Genomic DNA, 23,086 nt, shown 5'->3' on the forward strand with positions numbered 1-23,086 from the left:
CAATTGTGCCTGCCATTGGTGACCGAAGCTGACACCGATCGTTCCTACGGTGATCGCATGACGAACACCGAGATCCGTCCGTTCCGCATCGAGATCCCCCCAGGCCGACGTCGACGACCTGCGCGACCGGCTGGCCCGCACCCGCTGGGCCCCCGAGCTGCCGGGAACCGGCTGGGAGCGCGGCGTGCCGACCGGCTACCTGCGCGACCTGGCGGTGTACTGGGCGGAGAAGTACGACTGGCGGGCGCACGAGGCGGCGATCAACGCCCATCAGCAGTTCACGACCACGATCGACGGCGTCGACCTGCACTTCCTGCACGTCCGCTCGGCCGTGGCGGACGCCACGCCGCTGATGCTGCTGCACGGCTGGCCCGGTTCGATCGTGGAGTTCCTCGACGTGATCGGCCCGCTCACCGACCCCGTGGCGCACGGTGGCGACGCCGCCGACGCCTTCCACGTGGTGATCCCGTCGCTTCCCGGGTACGGCTTGTCCGGCCCGCTCCCCGCTGCCGGCTGGACCGACGGACGTGCCGCCGCGGCGCTGGCGGAGCTGATGGACCGGCTCGGCTACGACCGGTACGGCGTGCAGGGCGGCGACGTGAGCGCCTTCATCGCCCCGCTGATCGGCCGGACGGCGCCCGACCGGGTCATCGGGGTCCACCTCAACGCGCTGGTCACCTTCCCGACGGGGGACCCGGCCGACATGGCCGCGCTCACCGAGGCCGAACGGGAGCGGCTGGGACGGATGAAGGACTGGCAGGACCGGTCGAGCGCGTACATGCAGATCCAGGGCACCCGGCCGCAGACGATCGCGCATGCCCTGCACGACTCCCCGGCCGGCCAGCTCGCCTGGATCGTGGAGAAGTTCCAGGAGTGGACCGACCCGGCCGCCGATCTGCCAGAAGACGCCGTGGACCGCGACCGGATCCTCACCGACGTCAGCCTCTACTGGTACACCGGCACCGCGGGCTCGGCCGCGCACACCTACTTCGAGCGGTTCAACGATCCATCAATGTGGGCGCCGCGCGAGCGATCGAGCGTGCCGACGGCCGTGGCGGTCTTCCCCACGGACTTCGCCATCCGCAAGTTCGCCGACGCGACGCACACCATCGTGCGCTGGACCGAGTTCGACCGGGGCGGCCACTTCCCCGCCCTGGAGACGCCCGGCCTGCTCGTGGAGGACCTGCGGGAGTTCTTCCGAGGGCGCGCCTGACCTGCTCCGCCTGAATCCCGGGGTAGACCCCGGGATTCGGGCGGGGCTCAGGACTCGGCGACCAGGCCCTCGGGCTCGGCCTGCGCCGCCTCCGGCTCCTCGGCCCGCTCCTCCATCTCCGGGCTCACGGCCGTCGGGCTCTCCACCGGCCGCAGCCACACGACGCCGAGCGGCGGCACGCGCAGCCGGGTCGAGCAGGGCAGCCCGTGCCGCGGCTCCTCGACCGACTCGACCGCGCCCATGTTGCCGACGCCGCTCCCGGCGTACTCGTACGCGTCGGTGTTGAGGATCTCCTCCCACCGCCCGGGGGTGGGCAGGCCGAGGTGGTAGTCCTCGTGCGGGGCGCCGGAGAAGTTGGCGACGCAGGCCAGCACCGAGCCGTCCGCGCCGTACCGCAGGAACGACAGCACGTTGCCCGAGGCGTCGTCGGCGTCGATCCAGCGGAAGCCCTCGTGGGTGTTGTCACGCGAGTACAGCGCGGGCGACTCCCGGTAGACGCGGTTGAGGTCCTTCACCAGGCGGCGTACGCCCTGGTGGAAGTCGAAGTCCAGCACCCACCAGTCGAGGCCGTTCGCCTCCGACCACTCGGCCCCCTGGCCGAACTCGCCGCCCATGAACAGCAACTGCTTGCCGGGATGGGCCCACATGAAGCCGTACAGCGCGCGCAGGTTGGCGAAGCGCTGCCACTCGTCGCCCGGCATCTTGCCCAGCAGCGACCCCTTCAGGTGGACGACCTCGTCGTGCGACAGCGGCAGTACGAAGTTCTCCGAGAAGGCGTACATCAGGGAGAACGTCATCTGGTGGTGGTGATACTGCCGGTAGATCGGCTCGCGGGACATGTAGCTGAGCGAGTCGTGCATCCAGCCCATGTTCCACTTGAAGCCGAAGCCGAGCCCGCCGAGGTGGACGGGCCGCGACACGCCGGGCCAGGCGGTCGACTCCTCCGCGATCGTCACGATCCCCGGCTCCTCGCGGTAGACGACGGAGTTCATCTCCTTGAGGAACTCGATCGCGTCGAGGTTCTCCCTGCCGCCGTACACGTTGGGCGTCCACTCGCCCTCGCGGCGCGAGTAGTCGAGGTAGAGCATCGAGGCCACCGCGTCCACCCGCAGGCCGTCGACGTGGAACTCCTTCAGCCAGTAGAGCGCGTTGGCCACCAGGAAGTTGCGCACCTCGTTGCGGCCGAAGTCGAAGACGTACGTGCCCCAGTCGGGGTGGGTGCCGCGGGCGGGGTCGGCGTGCTCGTAGAGCGGCGTGCCGTCGAAGCGGGCCAGCGCCCACTCGTCCATGGGGAAGTGCGCGGGCACCCAGTCGACGATCACGCCGATGCCGGCCCGGTGCAGCTCGTCGACGAGGTGGCGGAAGTCGTCGGGGGAGCCGAACCGCGAGGTCGGGGCGTAGTAGGAGGTCACCTGGTAGCCCCACGAGCCACCGAACGGATGCTCGGCGACCGGCAGGAACTCCACGTGTGTGAACCCCATGTCCTTGACGTACGCGACCAGCTCGCGGGCGAGGTCGCGGTAGGACAGGCCGGGCCGCCAGGAGCCCAGGTGCACCTCGTAGGTGCTCATCGGCTCGGCGAGGGCGTCGTGCGACGGCCGGGCGGCCATCCACTCCTCGTCGCGCCACTCGTACGTGGACCTCTCGACGATGCTGGCGGTCGCCGGGGGCACCTCGGTGCGGCGGGCCATCGGGTCGGCCTTCTCCCGCCAGATCCCGTCGAGGCCGAGGATCTGGAACTTGTACCGCGTGCCCTCGCCGACCTCCGGGAGGAACAGCTCCCACACGCCCGACCGGCCGAGCGAGCGCATGGGGTGGGCGGCCCCGTTCCAGTGGTTGAAGTCGCCGATCACCCGCACGCCCTGCGCGTTCGGCGCCCACACCGAGAAGGCCGTCCCGTCCACGTCCTCGTGGCGCATCACCCGCGCCCCGAGCACCTCCCACAGCCGCTCGTGCCGGCCCTCACCGATCAGGTGGAGGTCCAGCTCGCCCAGCGTCGGCCAGTGCCGGTACGGATCGTCCGTCTCGTACGGCGGGGCGTCGGGATAGGTGATGCGCAGGCGATAGTCGGGGATCTTGTCGACGCCGGGCAACGTCACCTCGAACACCCCGAACGCGACGTGGCCCATCTCGTGTGCCGACCCGTCGGCCAGCACCTCGACTTCTCCGCGAAGGGGCGCAGGGCCCTGATCGTGACGCCGTCGGGCCCGGGATGGGCCCCCAATATGGAGTGGGGGTCGTGGTGCGCGCCCCCCGCCAGCCGGTCCAAGTCCATGTCGCCCAACCTGCCCTAGATATATCCCTCCGAACACCCTGATCTTGTCAGCGAAAGGCCGCGAGCGGGATGGGCAGCCACGAGGGGCGGTTGCGCGCCTCGTAGACGACCTCGTACACCGCCTTGCTCAGTTCGAGCGCGCGCAGCAGCACCGCGTCGTCACCGCGGATGCGCCCGCCGCCTTCGGAGTAGCCGGCCAGGAAGGCGGCCCGGTTGCGCTCCGACCACTCCCTGGCCCGGCTCTCCAGCCCGTCGGCATTCGGGTGCCCGGCCAGCAGGTGCCGTGCGGCGTATTCGAACGAGCGCAGCATGCCCGCCACGTCGCGCAGCGGCGAGTCGAGCGCCCGCCGCTCGGCCAGCGGCTGGCCCGGCTCGCCCTCGAAGTCGAGCACGACCCAGTCGGTCATGGTGCGCATGACCTGGCCGAGGTGGTAGTCGCCGTGCACCCGCTGCACCGGGATCTCGTGGCCGACGTCGGACAGCCGGTCGAACGCCTCGGCGGCCACGGCGGCGTGCTCGCCGAGACGCGGCACCTCGGCCACCGCCTTGTCCAGCCGGCGGCGGAACCGCTCGGTCATCCGCTTGATCTCGGGCGCTCGATCGTCCCCGTGGGGAAGGCCCGCGCGAGTTCGCGGTGCACCTGCGCGGTGGCCAGCCCGAGCCGCTGCGCTTCGGCGGCGAAGTCGCCTCCGGCGTCCTCCGCGGGCATGCCCTCGGGGCACGCGTAGAGGTCGCGCACGCTGGTCAGCGCCATCGACCAGCCCTCGTTGGCGTTCTGCAGGTACTCCTGCATGATCGCCAAGGTGGTCGGCTCGCCCTGGAGCTCGGTCTCGATCCAGCCGTACGGCCTGGCCACGTGGGCCGAGCCCGCGTCCGCGAGCGCCGTGATGATCTCCAGCTCGGGGTTCACCCCCGGGTTGAGCTGGCGGAACAGCTTGAATATGTACTTGTCGCCGTACACCAGCGAGGTGTTCGACTGCTCGGCGGTCAGCACGAGGCTGCGTAGCGAGGTGTCGATCTCCGCCCCGTGCGCGGGGTGGAAGCCGAGGCCGTCGAACCGGCGGTCGGCGGCCATCCCCTCCAGCAGGTGCCCGGTCAGGGCGGAGTCGTGCAGCGCGTCGTAGACGTTCACCTCGCGGCCGTCGCGGCGGCACGTGCCGACGAGCACGTGCCCGAGCCGGTCGGGCAGGTGCTCGCGCAGCCCGACCGGGATCTGGTAGCGCGTGCGGCGCTCCCCCTGCCGCACGCACACGATCAGGTGGAGCAGCGCGGGGTCGCCGGCGGCGATCTCGATCTCGGATTCGATGGACAGGTCGTCGATGGCGCGCCCCTTGCCGGCGAACCACCGTTGTCCGGTGATCCAGCCGGCCAGGAGTCCCTGAAGTGAAGTCGTCACTCCTCCTTCGTGCCGGCCGTCCTGTGCGTGACGGGCAGTGTGAACCAATAGAACCCATGCCCAGGGAGCGTCAAAAGATACGGAAGCTCACCGATCGGAGGAAAAGGAACTCCGCCCATGCACTCGACCGGCGTGGATCCCTCGAACCTGCGCAGGTCGAGCTCGACCGGCTGGGGGAAGCGCGACAGGTTGTTGACGCACAGGACCCGGTCGTCGCCCAGCTCGCGCACGAACGCGAGCACGCTCGGGTTGGACGAGTTCAGCTCGGTGAACTCGCCGAGGCCGAACACCGGGTGACGCTTGCGGATCTCGATCATCCGCTTGGTGAAGTGGAGCAGTGAGCTGGCGCTCTTCTGCTGCGCCTCGACGTTGATCGCCTGGTAGCCGTAGATCGGGTCCATGATCACCGGCAGGTAGAGGCGGCCGGGGTCGCAGTTCGAGAAGCCCGCGTTGCGGTCGGGCGTCCACTGCATCGGCGTGCGGACGCCGTCCCGGTCGCCGAGCCAGATGTTGTCGCCCATGCCGATCTCGTCGCCGTAGTACATGACCGGCGAGCCGGGCAGGCTGAGCAGCAGCGCGGTGAACAGCTCGATCTGGTTGCGGTCGTTGTCCAGCAGTGTCGCCAGCCGGCGGCGGATGCCGACGTTGGCCCGCATGCGGGGATCCTTGGCGTACTCGGAGTACATGTAGTCGCGCTCTTCGTCGGTGACCATCTCGAGCGTGAGCTCGTCGTGGTTGCGCAGGAAGATGCCCCACTGGCAGTTCTCGGGGATCTTCGGCGTCTGGGCCATGATCTCCGAGATCGGGTAGCGCGACTCCCGCCGCACCGCCATGAAGATGCGGGGCATCAGCGGGAAGTGGAAGGCCATGTGGCACTCGTCGCCGCCGGTGACCGGGTCGCCGAAGTACTCCACCACGTCGGCCGGCCACTGGTTGGCCTCGGCCAGCAGCACCCGGTCGGGGTAGAGGCGGTCCACCTCGGCCCGCACCCGCTTCAGGTACGCATGGGTCGCCGGCAGGTTCTCGCAGTTGGTGTCCTCCTGCTCGAACAGGTAGGGGATCGCGTCGAGCCGGAACCCGTCGATGCCGAGGTCGAGCCAGAAGCGGATGACCTCCAGCATCGCGTCCTGCACCGCCGGGTTCTCGAAGTTGAGGTCCGGCTGGTGGTGGAAGAACCGGTGCCAGTAGTACTGCCCCCGGACCGGGTCGTACGTCCAGTTGGACGCCTCGGTGTCGATGAAGATGATCCGGGCGTCCTTGTACCTCTCGTCCGTGTCGCTCCACACGTAGAAGTCGCCGTACGGGCCCTCGGGGTCGTGCCGGGACGCCTGGAACCACGGGTGCTGGTCGCTGGTGTGGTTCATGACCAGGTCGGCGATGACGCGGATGCCCCGTTTGTGCGCCTCGTCGACCAGCTTGATGAAGTCTCCCAGGTCACCGAAGTCCGGAAGGATCTTCATGTAGTCCGAGATGTCGTACCCGCCGTCCTTGAGGGGGGACTCGTACAGCGGGAGCAGCCAGAGGCAGTCGATGCCGAGCCACTGGAGATAGTCCAGCTTCTCGATGAGGCCGCGGATGTCGCCGGTGCCGTCGCCGTTCGAGTCGGCGAAGCCCCGGATAAGCACCTCGTAGAAGACAGCCCGCTTGTACCAGCGCCGATCCCGTGGCTCCTCCTCCGTGAAGGTGTTCGGGACGGGCTGTGTGTGACTGGGCTGCGAGTGACTGGGCTGAGGTGTCGTCGAGCTCACCTTTTGACTCCCCGGATGTGCCGAGCTGCGCTCACGGGCGGTGCGCTGACCCGTGGCGGAGCGTGAGAATGTGTGCGGGATGGACGTGCGGGTCGAGGCGCACGTAGTTCGCCTGCCCCCAGCGGTACGACTCGCCCGACAGTTGGTCGTCCACGACGAACTCGGCATGCCAGTCGAGACCGAGGGCGGGCATGTCGAGCCAGACCGTCGCCTCGTGTGTGTTGTGTGGATCCAGATTGACGACGGCCAGCACGAGATCGCCTAGTCCGTGCCGTCGTGAGGCCGTGTCATAGGCGCCGGGCAGCCGCTTGGAGAAGCAGATCACGTCCGGCTGGTCGACGTTGTGAAACCGTAGGTTACGCAATTCCTGGAGCGCCGGGTGTGCTCTTCTCAACAAATTGAGCTGGGTAATGAACGGGCCAAGGCTGCGGCCCTCACGCTCCGCCTCCGCCCAGTCACGCGGCCTGTACTGGTACTTCTCGCTGTCGAGGTACTCCTCGCTGCCCGGGCGGACCGGGACGTTCTCGGCCAGTTCGTACCCGGAGTAGACCCCCCAGGTGGGCGCCATCAGCGCCGCGAGGACCGCCCGGATCTTGAACGCCGGCACGCCTCCGTGCTGGAGGTACTCGTGCAGGATGTCGGGCGTGTTGACGAACAGGTTCGGCCGCAGGTAGTGCGAGGTCTCGTGGGACAGCTCCCGCAGGTACTCCTCCACCTCGGGCTTGGAGTTGCGCCAGGTGAAGTACGTGTACGACTGGTGGAACCCGATCTTCGCGAGGGTCCGCAGCATGGCCGGGCGGGTGAACGCCTCGGCGAGGAACAGCACGTCGGGGTCGGTCGTGTTGATGTCGGACAGCAGCCGCTCCCAGAACCGGACCGGCTTGGTGTGCGGGTTGTCCACCCGGAAGATCCGCACGCCGTGGTCCATCCAGTGCCGGACCACCCGCTTGATCTCCGCGTAGATCCCCTCGGGGTCCTTGTCGAAGTTCAGCGGGTAGATGTCCTGGTATTTCTTCGGCGGGTTCTCGGCGTACGCGATCGAGCCGTCGGCCCGGATGTTGAACCACTCGGGGTGCTCCTTCACCCAGGGGTGGTCGGGGGAGCACTGGAGCGCGAGGTCGAGCGCGACCTCCATGCCCAGTTCGCGGGTCTTGGCGACGAACGCGTCGAAGTCCTCGATCGTGCCCAGATCGGGATGGATGGCGTCGTGCCCGCCCTCCTGTGAGCCGATGGCCCAGGGCGACCCGGGGTCGTACTGGTCGGGGGTCAGGGTGTTGTTGCGGCCCTTGCGGAACTGCGTCCCGATCGGGTGGATCGGCGGCAGGTAGACCACGTCGAAGCCCATCTGGGCGATCGCCGGGAGCCGCTTGGCCGCCGTCCTGAACGTCCCCGACTTGGGCGCGACGCCCTCCTGCCCCACCACGGCTCCCTCGGAGCGGGGGAAGAACTCGTACCACGAGCCGAACAGCGCCCGCCGCCGGTCCACCCGTACGCGGTTGCGGCCGGACCGGGTGAGCAGGTCGCGCAGCGGGTGCGCGGCGATCAGCGCGGCCGTCTCGGGCATCTGGGTCGCCGCGAAGCGCGCCCTGGGGTCCACCGCCTCGTCCCGCAGGCGGGCCGCGAGGGCCAGCAGCGCGGCCCGGTGCCCGCAGGTGCCGCCCGCCTCCGCCGCCGCGCAGTCCGCCGCCCGCACGCCCTTGGCCGCCCGCTCGAACAGCCGGGCGCCCTCCTCGCACATGAGGTCGGCGTCCATGTTCCTGGGGATCTTGATGCCCGCGTCGTGCATCCACGTGGCGATCGGATCACTCCAGGCCTCGACCCGGAACTGCCACAGGCCCTCGGTGGGCAGCGTCACCTCCACGCTCCACCGGTCGGTGCCGGGCGCGACCTCGCGCATGGGCAGCATCCGGCCCGGCGTGCCGCTGGGGTCGATCAGCACCACTCCGGCGGCGACCGCGTCGTGTCCTTCGCGGAACACCGTCGCGCTGATCTCGAAGGTCTCTCCCGCGGCGGCCTTGGCGGGCCACTGGCCGCAGTCGACGACGGGCTGGATGTCCTGGATGGGAATGCGTCCGATCATCGTCACTTCGTATTCGGGGGGCGGCACACCGGGTGCCGCCGGGGGCTTGCGGGGCGGGAACAGCTGTGGTCGGGCGGGCAGCACGGGAGACAGGATCCGCTGGCCGCGGTCCTTCCTCGTCCATACAGGGGTTGCCCTAATAGTCCACTCTTACCCCTGTCGGACGAAAGACCGCTCGCCGTGTTTGGGATGGCGTCCCCGGGAGATCGATCATTGCGTGCCCGCCACTGTCGTCGGGCGCGCACATCACCAGGTCAAGGGTACTTTGGTGAGGTTTGAACCGGTTTGATGGTGGTGAGAGCGTTCGAGAACTGGCATCGCAGTACGACAAGTTTGATTCGGTCGCGCGTCGTGGCGCTGAGTAACTAGGGTCTGGCCCCGTGAGAGCTATCCGCAGGTTCACTGTCCGAACCGTTCTTCCCTCACAGCTCGCACCTCTGGGCGAGTTGGTCCAAAATCTCCGATGGTCGTGGCACCCCGAGACCATGGACCTGTTCGCCGAGGTGGATCCGGAGGTCTGGGAGCGTGTCGATCACGACCCCGTCGCGCTGCTCGGCGCGGTCGAGGCCGACAGGCTGCGCGAGCTCGCCCAGGACCGGCGCTTCCTGCGCCGCCTGGCCGACGCCGCCGACGACCTGCGCGAGTACATCACCGCCCCCAGGTGGTACCAGTCGCTGGAGGGCGCGCCGAAGGCGATCGGCTACTTCTCGCCCGAGTACGGCATCTCCGCCGCCCTGCCGCAGTACTCCGGCGGCCTCGGCATCCTCGCCGGCGACCACCTGAAGGCCGCCAGCGACCTCGGCGTGCCGATCCTCGGCGTCGGCCTGCTCTACCGGCACGGCTACTTCACCCAGTCGCTGTCCGCCGAGGGCTGGCAGCTCGAGCACTACCCCTCCCTCGACCCCGGCGGCCTGCCGCTCACGCTCCTCAAGGAGGAGGACGGCGCGCCGGCCCGCATCAAGATCGGCCTGCCGGAGGGGCGCATCCTGCACGCCCAGATCTGGGTGGCCCAGGTCGGCCGGGTGCCGCTCCTCCTGCTCGACTCCGACGTCGCCGAGAACGACACGGTCGCCAGGGACGTGACCGACCGCCTGTACGGCGGGGGCGGCGACCACCGCCTGATGCAGGAACTGCTGCTCGGCATCGGCGGCGTGCGGGCCATCCGGGCCTACTGCCGGATCACCGGCCACCCGGAGCCCGAGGTGTTCCACACCAACGAGGGCCACGCCGGCTTCCTCGGCCTGGAGCGCATCCGCGAGCTCACCGAGGCCCGGCTGTCGTTCGAGGAGGCCCTGGAGGCCGTACGCGCCGGGACGGTCTTCACCACCCACACGCCGGTCCCCGCCGGCATCGACCGGTTCCCCGCCGAGATGATCGCCCGGCAGTTCGGCGGGTCCAACGCCTGGCCGACCGTGTCGGTGGACCGCATCCTGGAGCTCGGCGCCGAGCCGGACGGCCCCGACGCCGACAAGTCGGTCTTCAACATGGCCGTCATGGGCATGCGGCTGGCCCAGCGGGTCAACGGCGTGTCCGAGCTGCACGGCCACGTCAGCCGGGAGATGTTCCAGGGCCTGTGGCCGGGCTTCGACGTGGACGAGGTGCCGATCGGCTCGATCACCAACGGCGTCCACGCCCCGACGTGGGTCGGCCGGGAGATGATGGAGCTCGCCGGCAGGGAGCTGCCCTCGCTGATCGACAAGGCGCAGGGCTGGGAGGGCGTGCACAAGCTCTCCGACGCCGACATCTGGGGCATCCGCGCCAAGCTGCGCGCCCGCCTGGTCGAGGAGGCGCGCCGGCGGCTGCGCAAGTCGTGGCGGCAGCGCGGCGCCAGCGAGGCCGAGCTGGGCTGGGTGGACGAGGCGCTCGACCCGGACGTGCTGACGATCGGCTTCGCCCGGCGGGTGCCTTCCTACAAGCGCCTGACCCTCATGCTCTGCCAGCCCGACCGGCTCCGCAGGCTGCTGCTCGATCCGGACAAGCCGGTGCAGATCGTCATCGCCGGCAAGGCGCACCCGGCCGACGAGGGCGGCAAGAAGCTCATCCAGCAGATCGTCCGCTTCGCCGACTCCGAGGACGTGCGGCACCGCATCGTCTTCCTGCCCGACTACGACATGGCGCTCGGCCAGCTCATGGTGACGGGCTCCGACGTCTGGATGAACAACCCGCTGCGCCCGCTGGAGGCGTGCGGCACGTCCGGCATGAAGGCGGCGCTCAACGGCGGCCTCAACCTGTCCATCCGCGACGGGTGGTGGGACGAGTGGTACGACGGCAACAACGGCTGGGCGATCCCCAGCGCCGACGGCGTGGACGACCCCGAGCGCCGCGACGAGCTGGAGGCCACGGCGCTGTACGACCTCATCGAGCGCGAGGTCGCCGACCGCTTCTACGACCGGGCCGCCGACGGCCTGCCGCGGCGCTGGCTGGAGATGGTCAAGCACACGCTGAGCTCGCTCGGGCCGAAGGTGCTCGCCGGGCGCATGCTGCACGACTACGTCACCGACCTGTACACCCCGGCGGCGGCCTCCGCCCGGTCGCTCGCGGCCGACGGCCACGCCAACGCCCGGCTGTTCGCGGCCTGGAAGCTGCGCGTGGCCAAGGCATGGCCGGGCGTACGGGTCGAGCACGTCGAGGCGACCGGCGTGGGGGACACCCCCGAGCTGGGGGCACGGCTGGAGCTGCGGGCCACGATCGCCCTCGGCGAGCTGTCGCCCGAGGACGTCCAGGTCCAGGCCGCCTACGGCCGGGTGGGCGCGCACGACGAACTGCTGTCGCCCGGCTACGTCACGCTGAAGGTCGACTCGGTGGGCGACGACGGCCGGGCCCACTACACCGGCGTCGTGCCGCTGGACCGCACCGGCGCGTTCGGCTACAGCGTGCGCGTGGTCCCGTTCCACCCGCTGATGGCCTCCGCGGCGGAGCTCGGCCTCGTCGCCGTCCCGGAGGAGCCGGTCGGCATGACCAACGGCACCCTGCGCTAGGGGGCGCACGGTCCGGTCCACCCCTCTCGCCCGCTTCCGCGGCAGGTGAGAGGGGTAGACCAGCACCATGGCACAGGCCCTGCGCATCGGGATGGTCGCGCCGCCGTGGTACGACATCCCGCCCCGCGCGTACGGCGGCATCGAGGCGGTGACCGCCGCCCTGGTCCGCGGCCTGCGGGGGCGCGGGCACCAGGTCACCGTCATCGGGGCCGGCCGAGACGTGGATCTGCGGACCTACGACGAGCCGCCCTCGGCACGGATCGGCGAGCCGTTCCCGGAGGTGGTGCACGCGGCCGAGGCGGCCCGCCTCCTGCGGGGACTGGACGTGGACATCGTCCACGACCACTCGCTGGCCGGGCCGCTCACCGCCGCGGGGCGGCTCGTGCCGACGGTCGTCACCTGCCACAACGACGTGAGCGGGGAACTCGGGAGCTACTACCGGAGCCTCGGCGCGGACGTGTCCCTCGTGGCCATCTCCTCGGCCCAGCGCGCCCACGCGCCCGACCTGAACTGGGTGGGGCGGGTGCACAACGCCGTGGACGTCGCGGCGTGGCCGTTCCGGGAGCGCAAGGACGACTGGGTGCTGTGGCTGGGGCGGCTCAGCCCGGACAAGGGCGCGCATCTCGCGATCGAGGCGGCGCGGGCGGCGGGGCGGCGCATTCTCCTGGTCGGCAGGCGAGCCGAGCGGGCGGAGCAGGCCTACTTCCGCGAGTGGGTGGAGCCGCTAATCGGGCCCGGCGTCGAATACCTGGGAGAGGCGGACGGCCCGCTCAAGAACGAACTGTTCTCCCGGGCCCGGTGCCTGGTGCTCCCGCTGCTGTGGGACGAGCCCTTCGGCATGGTCATGATCGAGGCGATGGCCTGCGGCACGCCGGTGGTGGCGCTGCGGCGGGGCGCGGTCCCCGAGATCGTGGCGGACGGGGTGACCGGCTACGTCCGCGACACGCCCGACGAGCTTCCCGCCGCGATCGAGGCGGTCTCCGCCCTCGACCCGCACGCGGTGCGCGACCGCGTGGTCCGGCACTTCGACGTGCCCGTGATGGTCGAGGGTTACGAGCAGGTCTACCACGGCGTCACGGCCGCGACGCCGGCCGCTCCCCGGCGGCCCCTCCAGGTCCGCCGCTGATCTCCCCTCTATCGTGGGGCCATGGGTGAATTCGTCAGGGTGGAGATCTCCGAGCACATCGCCACGATCCGGCTCGACCGGCCGAAGATGAACGCGCTGAACCGGCAGGTCCAGGAGGAGATCGCGGAGGCCGCGCGGCTCGTGGACGCCGATCCGAACACGCACGCGGTCATCGTCTATGGCGGCGAGCGCGTCTTCGCGGCCGGCGCCGACATCAAGGAGATGGCGGTCATGTCCTACGCCGACATGGCCGTGCACTCGCGCACTCTGCAGGAGTGCTTCACCGCCGTCGCGCGGATCGGCAAGCCGGTGATCGCGGCGATCACCGGGTACGCCCTGGGGGGCGGCTGCGAGCTCGCGCTGTGCGCCGACTTCCGGGTGGCCGGAGAGAGCGCGAAGCTCGGCCAGCCGGAGATCACCCTCGGGATCATCCCCGGCGCGGGCGGGACCCAGCGCCTGCCCCGGCTCGTCGGGCCCGCCCGGGCCAAGGACCTGATCTTCACCGGGCGGCACGTGGACGCCGCCGAGGCGCTCGCCATCGGCCTGGTCGACCGGGTGGTGCCCGACGGCGAGGTCTACACGGCGGCGCTCGAACTCGCCGCGACGTTCGCCGAGGGGCCGGTCGCCGCGGTCCGGGCGGCCAAGCTCGCGATCGACCACGGCCTCGAGACCGACCTGGACACCGGCCTGGAGATCGAGCGGCTCCAGTTCTCCGGCCTGTTCGCCACGCAGGACGCCCGGGAGGGCATGACGGCCTTCGCCGAGAAGCGCCGCCCCAAATTCACGGGCCAGTGACATCGCCGCGCCTCCCTGTGTTGATTTGCCGCGCCTTCGGCGCGGCGGCTCGGGGCGCCCAAAGGCCCTGTCTTCCCTCGGTGCGTGCTCGCTCGTTCCTCGCTGCGGGCGCTCCTCAGTCCAGACACGGCCGCGCCCCTCGCGGGTCAGGCCGTGTGGGCGAGGATGACGTCGGCCAGTTCCGCGTGCACCTCGGGCGGCAGGGTGTGGCCCATGCCCTTGACCGTCACCAGCCGGGCGCCGGGGATCTGCTCGGCGATGAGGGCGCCGTGGCCCGGCTTGGCGGGTTCGTGCGTGCCCTCGACGACCAGGGTGGGCGCCTTGATCCGGTGCAGGACGCCCACCGGTTCGAAGTCCGGCTTCGCCGCCGCGGCGAGCCGGTGGTTGGCCGCCGCGTCGAGGTCACGCGCCCGGTCGTACAGGCGTTCCTGCAGCCTGCGCGAGGCGTCCTCGTCGAACGGCAGCCCGGTGCCGTGCAGCACGCGGTCCTCCGCGATCATGCGCTCGATCCGCTCCCGCCGGTCGCGCGGCGGCGGCGCGGCGATCAGCTCGCGGTAGAACGCGACGAACTCCGGCGTGGGCTCGGGCAGGCTGCCCTCGGGCTGCGGCTCGCCCATCAGCGCCCGCATGAGCACCGCGCCCTCACCGCCGCCGAGCGGCGATGAGCCGATGACGGTGAGCGTCCGCACGCGCTCCGGCCGCTCCACCGCGATCAGCTGCCCGAGCAGCCCGCCCGCCGAATGGCCGACCAGATGTGCGCTGTCCAGCCCGTGCGCGTCCATCACCCGCAGCACGTCGTTCTTGATGTCGTCCCATGTGTACGGATCCTTCGAGAAGTCGATGACGTCGGACATCCCGGTGTCGCGGTGGTCGTAGCGGATCACGCGCCGGCCGCCGGCGGCGAGCCGGCCCACGAACTCGTCGGGCCACAGGATCCCCTGCGACATCGAACCCATCACCAGCACGATCGGCGCGTCGGCCGCGGCCCCGAACTCTTCACTCCAGATGTTTGGCATGGGCTAAAGCATGTCGTCCGCGGTCGCCGCCGCCTTCCGTAGAACTACTGGGCCTGCAGAACCACCAGTCGCGCCAGTTCCGTACGTGAGGTGATGCCGAGCTTCGGATAGATCTTGTACAGGTGGTATTCGACCGTGCGCGGGCTGAGGAACAGCCGGGCGGCGATCTCCTTGCTGGTCGCGCCGCCCGCCACCAGGGTGGCGATGCGCAGCTCCTGCGGGGTGAGCGTGTCCAGCGCCGTCCCCCCTACGTCGGGGATCGCCTCGGGAACCGCGGCCGCGTCCGCGCCCGTTCGCATGCTCTCGCCCGCCGCGCGCAGCTCCCCGTGGGCGCGCCGCGCCCACGGCGCGGCTCCCGCCCGATGGAACGTCTCGAACGCCGCGCGCAGGTGCGCCCTGGCCTCACCCGGCCGGTGCGTACGGCGCAGCCGCTCGCCCAGCAGCAGCCCCGTCCTGGCCGCCTCGAACGGGTTGGCGTGCAGCCGCGACGCCTCCAGGAGCGCCTCGACCGCCTGGTCGTCCGGCAGGACCAGGCCGCGGCACCGGGCGAGCAGTGCCCGGGACTCGGCCGTCCCCGCGTGGGCCGACCAGCGTTCGTACGCCTCCAGCGCCCTGCGCGCGGCGTCCGGGTCGCCGGCGCCCCACGGCGGCCTCGATCCGGTCGGCGTGGTCCGCCAGACCACCGCCGGATGCCCGGCGCCCGGCCCCGCCGAGGCGATCGCGGTGAACCGGTCGTGCGCCGCGGCGAACCGGCCCAGGCACAGGTCGAGCATGGCCAGGGCGTACGCCGCGACCCCGGCGCGCAGCCCCACCCGGTGCGGCACGGCGATGGCCAGCGCCTCCCTGGCGTACTGAGCGCAGACCTCCTCCTCGCCGCGCAGGGCCGCCACGGCCGCGAGGTTGGCCAGATGCGCGGCCACGGTGTTGGCGTATCCGGCCTCGCGAGCCAGCTCCAGCGCCTCCTCGGAGACGGCCCGGCTCTCCGCGAGGCGCCCGGCCAGCCGTTCCGCGGTGGCGACGAACTCCAGCACCACGGGCAGCTGGCCCGTCATCCCGGAAACCCTGGCCACCCGCCCGGCCCGCTCGGCCAGCTCGGCGGACAGGTCCACCTCGCCCAGTTGGCTGGCCGCCGCAGCCGCCCACAGGAACTCGGCCGCCTCGCGCAGCTCGCCCGTGCGGCCGAGGGCCCGCCTGAGCAGGTCGTGCCCGCTGCCGTCGGCGAGCGCCGCGCCGATGCCGGCGACCACGTCGCGCAGGAACCCCTCGGGGAAGGCGGCCGCCCGCCGCCCGATCTCGATGATGGCCTCCGTGTCGCCGACGTACGCCGCCGCCTCCGAGGCGTCGGCCAGCATCTCCAGGGTGTCGCCGGACGCGAGGATCCGTACGGCCTCGGCTGCGTCGCCCGAGTTCAGCTCGAACCGCCCACGTAGCTGGGCGATCTCCATGTGCAGCGCGGCGTCCGCCCCCGCGAACTCGCAGGCCTCGGCCAGCAGGGACTCCGCCTGGCCGGGGCGCCCCCCGAGCCAGGCGGCCACGGCGGCGTCCTTGAGCCGCCGGGCGCGCACGAGCGGTTCCGGGGTGAGCTCGGCGGCCCTGGTGAGGGCGGTGGCGGCGGCGCCGTATCCGCCCCGGTCCCGGTCCAGCTCCGCGGCCCGCGCGAGCGCGGCGGCGACCGATTCGTCCTGTCCGAGCGCGGCCCCGGCCAAGTGCCAGGCTCGCCGGTCCCCGTCGGACAGCTCGGCCAGCACCGCGTGGGCTTCGCGGCGTTGGGCGGGGGAGCCCGCCTCGTACACGGCGGACCGGATCAGCGGATGGCGGAACCGCACGTGCGTCCCGGCCACGCCCGCGAGCCCGGCGGACTCGAGCTCGGGCAGCGCCGCTTCACCCGCGCCCAGCCGGTCGGCGGCCCGCAGCACCAGGCCGAGATCGCTCTCGACCGCCGCCAGCAGGGCCGTCAGCCGTGCCCCTTCGGACAGCGCGGCCACCCGGTCGCCGAAGAGCCGGTTCCCGCCCGGCAGGGGGTCGGGCAGCGGTTCCCGGCCGGCCCGCTGGGCGGGGGTGAGCAGCCGGGCCGACTCGCGCAGCGCCAGTGGATTGCCCCCGGTCAGTGTCACGAGGTCTCGCCTGACCGGCGCCGCGAGCGTGAAGCCGGCGTCGAGCAGTTCCGCGGCGGCCGGTTCGGCCAGCCCGGCGATCTCCAGCGAGGGCAGGCCCTTCACCGGCATGTCGCCGCGTACGGCCAGCGGCATCGCGATCGGCTCCGTGCCGAGCCGCCTGGCGGCGAACAGCAGGGCGTCGGCCGAAGGCCGGTCCACCCATTGGAAATCGTCGACCACGCAGATCAGGCCGTCCGGCGCGGCGGCCTCGGCCAGCAGCGACAGCACTCCTGCCGCCAGCAGGAACCGATCGCCGGAACCGGCCGGGGCCAGCCCGAGCGCGCCGCACACGGCCTCGGCCTGCGGTTCCGGCAGCGCGTCGAGCAGCCCGGTCACCGGCAGCAGCAACTGGTGCAGGGCGGCGAACGCCAGATCGGCCTCCGCCTCGACCCCGGTGGTCCGCAGCACCCGCATGGGCCCACCCCGGGAGGCCGCCAGGTCGAGCAGCGCCGTCTTGCCGGCACCGGCCTCACCGCGCAGCACCAGCGCGCCCCCGGAGCCTTTCCCGGCCCGATCGATCAGGTCGTCGATTGCGGCCATTTCCGCCGATCTGCCGTAAAGCACAACCGCAGACTGTATTGCGTGATTAGGTCGCGTCCGACGTCCCCGTCCCGGGAGAGGGACGGAGGGCCGTTTCTCAGCGACCTTTGAGCAACTCTGTACTTTGCGTCAAGAATCGCTCGAAAATGCCGCTATCGTGGCGGCTCATGATGCGGTTGCGAGTGCTGGGCCTGTCACGGCTGCGCCGGGCGCTGCTGTCCCGGCTCGACTCTCGATACGTCACCAAGCCCGACCATCGGCAGGATCTGAAGGACGCCCTCTGGGAGGTCCAGATGCTCCGCCGGGAGATCGTGGCGCTGCGTGGCGAGGTCGACCGGCTGCGGCGGGCGACCGTGACGCCCGTCAAGGCGGCGCCGGAGCCCCGGGTGACGGCGGACCCGAAGGCGGCCGAGGCGCACCGGCTGGCGACCGAGACCGCGGAGGCGGTGGACACGCTGCTGCAGAACGAGATGCGCATCTGGCAGGCGATCGACGATCTGTCGGCGCGGGTGGGCGCTCCCGGACGGGCGGGGTGACCGGTCGTGCGGGTGCGGTGGACGCGTGACGCGGACGTCTGGCGGCTGGTCTTCCTGCTCGACGCGGAGGACGAGACCACGGGGGCCTGCACCGACGGCCACCCCATCGAGTTGCGTACCAACTCCTGCCACATCCGGACCGGGGACGCCGGTGCGTCCCCGCATCCCGACCTGCTCGCCGTCGCCGCGTGGACCGTCGTCGCGCCGTGGGTCAGGCGGCGGGTGACGTTCGACCGGCCGATCTCCGCCGGGCTCGCCGAGGCGCGTGCGTACGGGGTGGGGAGTGGACGCCGGGCCGGTCGGGGCGGACGCCAGGAGCGGCACCCGTCTGGCCGTCTCCTACAGCGGGGGCGCGGACTCGATGGCCGTGGCCGCGATGTTCCCCGACGCGCCGTTCGTGCACTTCCAGCGGGTGAGCCACCCCCGGGTGCCCAACCGGTGGACGCACTACCGATCCGAGGTGCTCGCACAGCTCGTCCACAAGACCGGACGGGAGGTCCACGTCGTCCAGTCGGACCTGGAGTTCGTGCTGAGCCGGCCCCGGCCGGGTTTCCCCGAGCACCACGCGGTGACGGCGGGCGCGCTCCTGCTCGCCGACGACCTCGACCTCGGCGGCGTCGCCTTCGGACACGAGCTGGGGTCGCGCTGGCTGGGCGGCGAGCGCTACACCCACCGCTACAGCCCGGACAACCCCATGTGGGCGGCCGACGGTCCGTGGGGCCGCCTGTTCGCCGCGGCCGGGGTCGCGATGGTCCTCCCCGTCGGCGGCCTGAGCGAGCCCGTGACCATGCGGATGGCCATGGAGTCCGACCTCGCGCATCTGGTCCGCTGGTGCCTGCGGGGGGACATGGACGGCCCCTGCGCGAAGTGCGCGAAGTGCCTGCGCAAGGAGTTGATCCTGGCGGCCGTGGAGCGGCGGCCTCTCGACACGCCGATCACCGCCGCGATGCCCGCCGCACGCAAGTGGCAGGAGCCCCCGCCGTACGGTGGCCAGGAGACCATCGAGTACGGGTGCGCGCACGTCCCGGGCATCGAGGACACCCCCTTCGCCAAGGCGGCGGAGTATCTTCGGGCGACGCCCGAGTCCGTACGGTGGCTGGAGCACTGCTATCCGCCCGCGCTCCGGGAGATCCCCGAGCCCTGGCGCGCCCGGGTCGAGGCGTACGTCGATGAGAACATCGGGCTGATGACGGAGGACGAGGCACGCCGGGTGGAGACGTGGGGGTCACGATGAAGATTTACCTGTCGGTGGACATGGAGGGGGTCACCGGGCTGACCGACCCCGAGGAGATGCACCACGGCGGCCGCGGCTACGAGCGCGGCTGCGAGATGATGACGGGGGACGCCAACGCGGTGATCCAGGGCGCCTTCGACGCGGGAGCCGCGTCCGTGCTGGTGAACGACGCCCACGGGTCCACCAAGAACCTCAGGATCGACCTGCTGGACGAGCGGGCCACCCTGATCAGGGGTCCGGGCAAGCCGCACCGCATGGGGCAGGGCCTCGTCGCCGGCTTGGACGCCGCCTGCTTCGCCGGCTACCACGCCCGGGCCGGTGTGCCGCACGGGGTGCTCAACCACACGTGGATGGGCAAGGAGATCCAGAACGTCTACCTGAACGGCGAGATCTGCGGCGAGACCCGGATCGTGGCGGGCTTCGCGGGTTCGCTGGGCGTGCCGGTCGCGCTCGTCACGGGCGACGAGGCGGTGTGCGAGGAGGCCAGGGAACTGCTCGGCGAGGTCGAGACGGTGGCCGTGAAGAAGGGCATCGACAAGTTCTCCGCCGAGTTGCTGCCCCCGTCTGTCGCGTGGCGGCGCATCCGCGAGGGCGCCGCCCGCGCGCTCGGCAGGCTGTCCGACTTCCGGCCCTACGTGGTCGAGCCGCCGTACACCCTCGGCGTGGAGTGGAACTCCACCGCCATCGCCGCGGCCTGCTCGATCGTGCCCGGCGTACGGCTCGCCGGTCCCCGGCACACCGAGTTCACCACGGACGACTACCACGAGATCATGGCGCTGTTCGGGATCTTCTCGATGATCGGAGGTCAGGTGGCCTGCGGCAGCGGCCGGTACGGCTGACGCCCGGTCTCCTCTCCCATCCGTTCCCCCCAGGTGAAAGAGCAGGCAAGGTGGGCAGTGACAGCGTGACCCGGGAACGTACGGGAGCGCTGACACGGCGCGCCTTCCTGGTGGGCGTCGGCGCGGCCGGAGGCGCCGGAGCGATGTACGCGGCCATGGGCGCCCTCGGGCTCGCACCCGACCACCAGCAGAAGGACTACACGCCGCCCAGCAGGTCCGACTTCGCGCTCAGCGGGAGGGGCGCCGGGTCCGTCGTGATCCTCGGGGCGGGGATCGCGGGCCTGGCCACCGCGTACGAGCTGGGCAAGGCGGGGTACGACTGCACGATCCTGGAGGCCCGGGACCGGGTCGGCGGGCGCAGCCTCACGCTGCGCGGCGGCGACCGGCTGCCCGAGTTGTCCGGTGCGACGCAGGAAGCGCGGTTCGGGGAGGGCGTCTACTTCAACGCCGGCCGGCCCGCATCGCCCAGTGGATGGTCACCCTCGACTACTGCCGCGAGCTGGGCGTGCCCATCGAGTTGTTCGTCAACGAGAACTCCGGCGCGTACGTCTTCAACAAAGGGATGAAGGCCCCGGTGCGGCCGCACGCGCGCGCCGACACCTACGGCTACATCAGCGAATTGCTGGCGAAGGCCACGAGGACCGGCGCGCTGGACGCACGGCTGACGGCGGCGGACAAGGACCGCCTGCTCCACTTCCTGTCGGAGTTCGGCGACATCGGGAAGCGCTACGTCTACACGGGGTCCGAGCGCAGGGGCTTCGCGACGTACCCCGGCGCCGGCGCGGGGGCGCCGCTCGACGGCCCGCCGGCCCTGTCGGAGGTGCTCGGCTACGGGCTCGGCCGGTCGATCGCGTTCCCCTTCGGCTTCGAGCAGGCCATGCCGATGTTCCAGCCGGTCGGCGGCATGGACGCCATAGCGGTCAAGCTCGCCGACGCGGTCGGTCGCGACCGCATCCGCACCTCGGCCGAGGTGAAGAAGATCACGAACCTGCCCGACCGGGTGGAGATCGAGCACACGGGCGGCCGTACCCGCGCGGACTACTGCGTCGCGGCCCTGCCGCCGCACGTGCTCGCACGGATCCCCGGCAACCTGGACGCCCGGGTCGTCGCGGCCCTGCGGACGCCCACTCCGGTATCGGCCGGGAAGATCGGGCTGGAGTACCGCCGCCGCTGGTGGGAGACCGACGAACGGATCTACGGCGGCATCACCGAGACCGACCTGGACATCGCGCACATCTGGTACCCCTCGTACGGTTTCCACGGCACGCGTGGGCTGGTGGTCGGCTACTACAACCTCGACGAGGACGCCGAGGCGTACGCCCGTCTCACCCACGAGGAGCGGCAGCGGCGGGCGCTCATCCAGGGCAAGAAGATCCACGGCGAGAAGTACCGGTCGGAACTGCTGTCCAGCGTCTCGATCGCCTGGCAGCGGCAGCCGTACATCGAGGGCGCCTGGGTCGCCTGGCCCTCCTACGAGGGCGCCTTCGCGCTCCTGCAGCGGCCGGCGGCCGGGTGTACTTCGCGGGCGACTGGCTCACGCACCTCATCGCCTGGCAGGCGGGGGCGCTGGAGTCGGCCCGTAAGGTGGTCACCCAACTGCATGAGCGCGCCGTCAAGGAGGGCTGAATGCCGCTCGAATGGGTTCCCGCGTCCGACCGGCCCGACCTGCTCGCCGATCCCGTCGCCAAGGCCGTGGCCTGTCTCGACGTCACGGTGCAGGTCGCCGAGATCGATGCCGCGCTCGCCGACACCGCGGCGTTCTGCGAGCGGTACGGCGTGGCGATGGAGGACTCGGCCAACTGCGTCATCGTCGCCGCCAAGCGGGGCGGGGGAGACGCGGTACGCCGCCGTCATGGTGCTCGCCACCGGGCGGGCCGACATCAACGGAATCGTGCGCCGCCACCTGGACGCGCGGAAGGCGTCCTTCGCCCCGCAGGCGGAGGCCGTCGAACTGACCGGAATGGAGTACGGCGGCATCACTCCGATCGGTCTTCCCGAGGGCTGGCCGGTGCTCGTTGACGAAAACGTGACCCGGCGGCCGTTCGTGGTGATCGGCAGCGGCGTCCGCCGCTCCAAGCTGGCGCTTTCCGGCGAGGCACTGGTCGCGGCGACGCGGGGGGAGGTCCTCGCGCTCACCATTTGACCGTCTGCCCGGAAACCGTTGGCGTCTTTTCTCCGTTGTGCTGAGCGGAGATGTGGCGCGATGGTTCACTCATGGGCGTTCTTTTAGTCGGTATGGTGCTTAGGCAATGAATCAGGACGACCGACTGGGCCCGTACCGGCTGCTGAGGCGGCTCGGTGAGGGCGGCATGGGCGTGGTTCACCTCGCCCTCGACCCGCAGGGCAGGCAGGTGGCCGTCAAGGTCCTGCGCTCGGAGGTGGCGGGCGACGACGTGGCGCGCAGGCGTCTGTCGCGCGAGGTCGAGACCATGCGGCGGGTGCGCGGGCCGAACATCGCGGAGGTCGTCGACGCCGACGTCACCGGGCGCAGGCCGTACATCGTGACGCGCTACGTGCCGGGACGGCCGCTCGACGAGATCGTCAAGAACGACGGCCCGCTGTCCCTCGACGCCGTGCTCAAGGTCGCCGTCGGGGTGGCCGAGGCCCTCACCGCCGTGCACGCCGCCGGGGTCATCCATCGCGACCTGAAGCCGGGCAACGTGCTGATGCTGGACGGCCAGCCGGTGCTGATCGACTTCGGCATCGCCCAGGCGGTCGACGCCACCCGGCTCACCCAGACCGGCATGTTCATCGGCACGCCCGGCTACCTCGCCCCCGAGATCATCGAGGGCCACGAGGCCGGGCCGCAGGTGGACGTGCACGCCTGGGCCGGCACCGTGCTGTACGCCGCCACCGGCCAGCCGCCGTTCGGCAAGGGCACGCTGGAGATGATCTTCTTCAACATCACCTCCGGCCGGGCCAACGTCGAGGCCGCCCCCGCGCCGATCCAGCCGATGCTGCGCGCCGCGTTCAACCGCGACCCGGCCAGGCGGCCGACCGCGGCCGAGCTCGTACGGCAGCTCGCGCCGCTCATGCCCCGGTCGCCGGGCGGCAGGCCGCGGGTGCCCGACGAGATCACGACCGTGCCCAACGTCGACGACACCGGCGGTCAGCAGGCGCCCGGCGCCGGCCGGGGGCCCGGCGGGCCCGTCAC

15 protein-coding genes and 3 pseudogenes are annotated in these 23,086 nt (G+C 71.4%); 11 read left to right on the forward strand and 7 right to left on the reverse strand.

Going from position 1 to position 23,086, the window contains the following annotated elements; genetic code table 11:
- Positions 1-130 precede the first annotated feature (130 nt).
- Complete coding sequence (locus B1L11_RS25210) at positions 131-1,213, forward strand: epoxide hydrolase family protein (protein ID WP_306291710.1); 1,083 nt, start codon at positions 131-133, stop codon at positions 1,211-1,213.
- A gap of 47 nt (positions 1,214-1,260) precedes the next feature.
- Here B1L11_RS25210 and glgB read toward each other — a convergent pair.
- From glgB to B1L11_RS25230, 5 genes and pseudogenes are all read right to left on the reverse strand, one after another.
- Positions 1,261-3,488: pseudogene (gene glgB / locus B1L11_RS25215) on the reverse strand (1,4-alpha-glucan branching protein GlgB).
- A gap of 47 nt (positions 3,489-3,535) precedes the next feature.
- A complete protein-coding gene (locus tag B1L11_RS54155) occupies positions 3,536-4,066 on the reverse strand; it encodes a phosphotransferase (RefSeq protein ID WP_306291707.1) in 531 nt (176 codons plus the stop codon).
- Positions 4,063-4,884: a hypothetical protein gene (locus B1L11_RS54160; RefSeq protein ID WP_306291708.1), complete on the reverse strand. Its 822-nt coding sequence runs from the start codon at positions 4,882-4,884 to the stop codon at positions 4,063-4,065. The genes B1L11_RS54155 and B1L11_RS54160 overlap by 4 nt, the downstream gene beginning before the upstream one ends.
- Entirely contained in the window at positions 4,881-6,632 is a 1,752-nt protein-coding gene (gene treS, locus B1L11_RS25225; protein ID WP_079316772.1) for a maltose alpha-D-glucosyltransferase, read from the reverse strand. Before treS ends, B1L11_RS54160 begins: the two co-directional genes overlap by 4 nt.
- A 31-nt stretch (positions 6,633-6,663) precedes the next feature.
- A complete protein-coding gene (locus B1L11_RS25230; protein WP_079316773.1) occupies positions 6,664-8,712 on the reverse strand; it encodes an alpha-1,4-glucan--maltose-1-phosphate maltosyltransferase in 2,049 nt (682 codons plus the stop codon).
- 380 nt (positions 8,713-9,092) lie between these two features.
- On the opposite strand from B1L11_RS25230, the gene glgP reads away from it, so the two are divergent.
- The 3 genes from glgP to B1L11_RS25245 all read left to right on the forward strand — a co-directional run bounded on the left by glgP (position 9,093) and on the right by B1L11_RS25245 (position 13,611).
- Positions 9,093-11,690, forward strand: a complete 2,598-nt coding sequence (gene glgP / locus B1L11_RS25235) for an alpha-glucan family phosphorylase (RefSeq protein WP_079316774.1) — start codon at positions 9,093-9,095, stop codon at positions 11,688-11,690.
- Positions 11,691-11,757: 67 nt separating this feature from the next.
- Entirely contained in the window at positions 11,758-12,816 is a 1,059-nt protein-coding gene (locus B1L11_RS25240; protein WP_079316775.1) for a glycosyltransferase family 4 protein, read from the forward strand.
- A 21-nt stretch (positions 12,817-12,837) separates the two neighbouring features.
- Positions 12,838-13,611 (forward strand): enoyl-CoA hydratase/isomerase family protein, encoded by a 774-nt coding sequence (locus B1L11_RS25245; RefSeq protein ID WP_079316776.1) that lies wholly within the window; start codon positions 12,838-12,840, stop codon positions 13,609-13,611.
- Between the two features lie 146 nt (positions 13,612-13,757).
- On the opposite strand, the gene B1L11_RS25250 is transcribed toward B1L11_RS25245, so the two are convergent.
- On the reverse strand, positions 13,758-14,627 hold the full coding sequence (locus B1L11_RS25250) for an alpha/beta fold hydrolase (protein ID WP_079316777.1): 870 nt from the start codon (positions 14,625-14,627) through the stop codon (positions 13,758-13,760).
- 44 nt (positions 14,628-14,671) lie between these two features.
- A complete protein-coding gene (locus B1L11_RS25255) occupies positions 14,672-17,347 on the reverse strand; it encodes a helix-turn-helix transcriptional regulator (protein WP_143737521.1) in 2,676 nt (891 codons plus the stop codon).
- 143 nt (positions 17,348-17,490) lie between these two features.
- On the opposite strand from B1L11_RS25255, the gene B1L11_RS25260 reads away from it, so the two are divergent.
- The 7 genes and pseudogenes from B1L11_RS25260 to B1L11_RS25285 form a co-directional block, all read left to right on the forward strand.
- Complete coding sequence (locus B1L11_RS25260; protein WP_256862867.1) at positions 17,491-17,859, forward strand: hypothetical protein; 369 nt, start codon at positions 17,491-17,493, stop codon at positions 17,857-17,859.
- A gap of 265 nt (positions 17,860-18,124) precedes the next feature.
- Positions 18,125-19,093 carry a DUF6395 domain-containing protein gene (locus B1L11_RS25265; RefSeq protein ID WP_256862868.1) on the forward strand — a complete coding sequence of 323 codons (969 nt, stop codon included), beginning with the start codon at positions 18,125-18,127 and terminating at the stop codon, positions 19,091-19,093.
- Entirely contained in the window at positions 19,090-19,932 is an 843-nt protein-coding gene (locus B1L11_RS25270) for a M55 family metallopeptidase (protein ID WP_079316785.1), read from the forward strand. Before B1L11_RS25265 ends, B1L11_RS25270 begins: the two co-directional genes overlap by 4 nt.
- Before the next feature lie 65 nt (positions 19,933-19,997).
- Complete coding sequence (locus B1L11_RS51875) at positions 19,998-20,498, forward strand: FAD-dependent oxidoreductase (protein ID WP_256862869.1); 501 nt, start codon at positions 19,998-20,000, stop codon at positions 20,496-20,498.
- Positions 20,405-21,355 (forward strand): annotated as a pseudogene (locus B1L11_RS55120) (flavin monoamine oxidase family protein); the annotation flags it as partial. The gene B1L11_RS51875 and the pseudogene B1L11_RS55120, both read left to right, overlap by 94 nt.
- Positions 21,356-21,558: 203 nt before the next feature.
- Positions 21,559-22,075: pseudogene (locus B1L11_RS25280) on the forward strand (YbaK/EbsC family protein).
- A 106-nt stretch (positions 22,076-22,181) separates the two neighbouring features.
- Positions 22,182-23,086, forward strand: a 905-nt coding sequence (locus tag B1L11_RS25285; protein WP_143737522.1) for a serine/threonine-protein kinase, incomplete at its 3' end; no start/stop codon positions are given.

This window comes from Microbispora sp. GKU 823 (assembly GCF_002027145.1).
Taxonomy (GTDB): Bacteria; Actinomycetota; Actinomycetes; order Streptosporangiales; family Streptosporangiaceae; genus Microbispora; species Microbispora siamensis.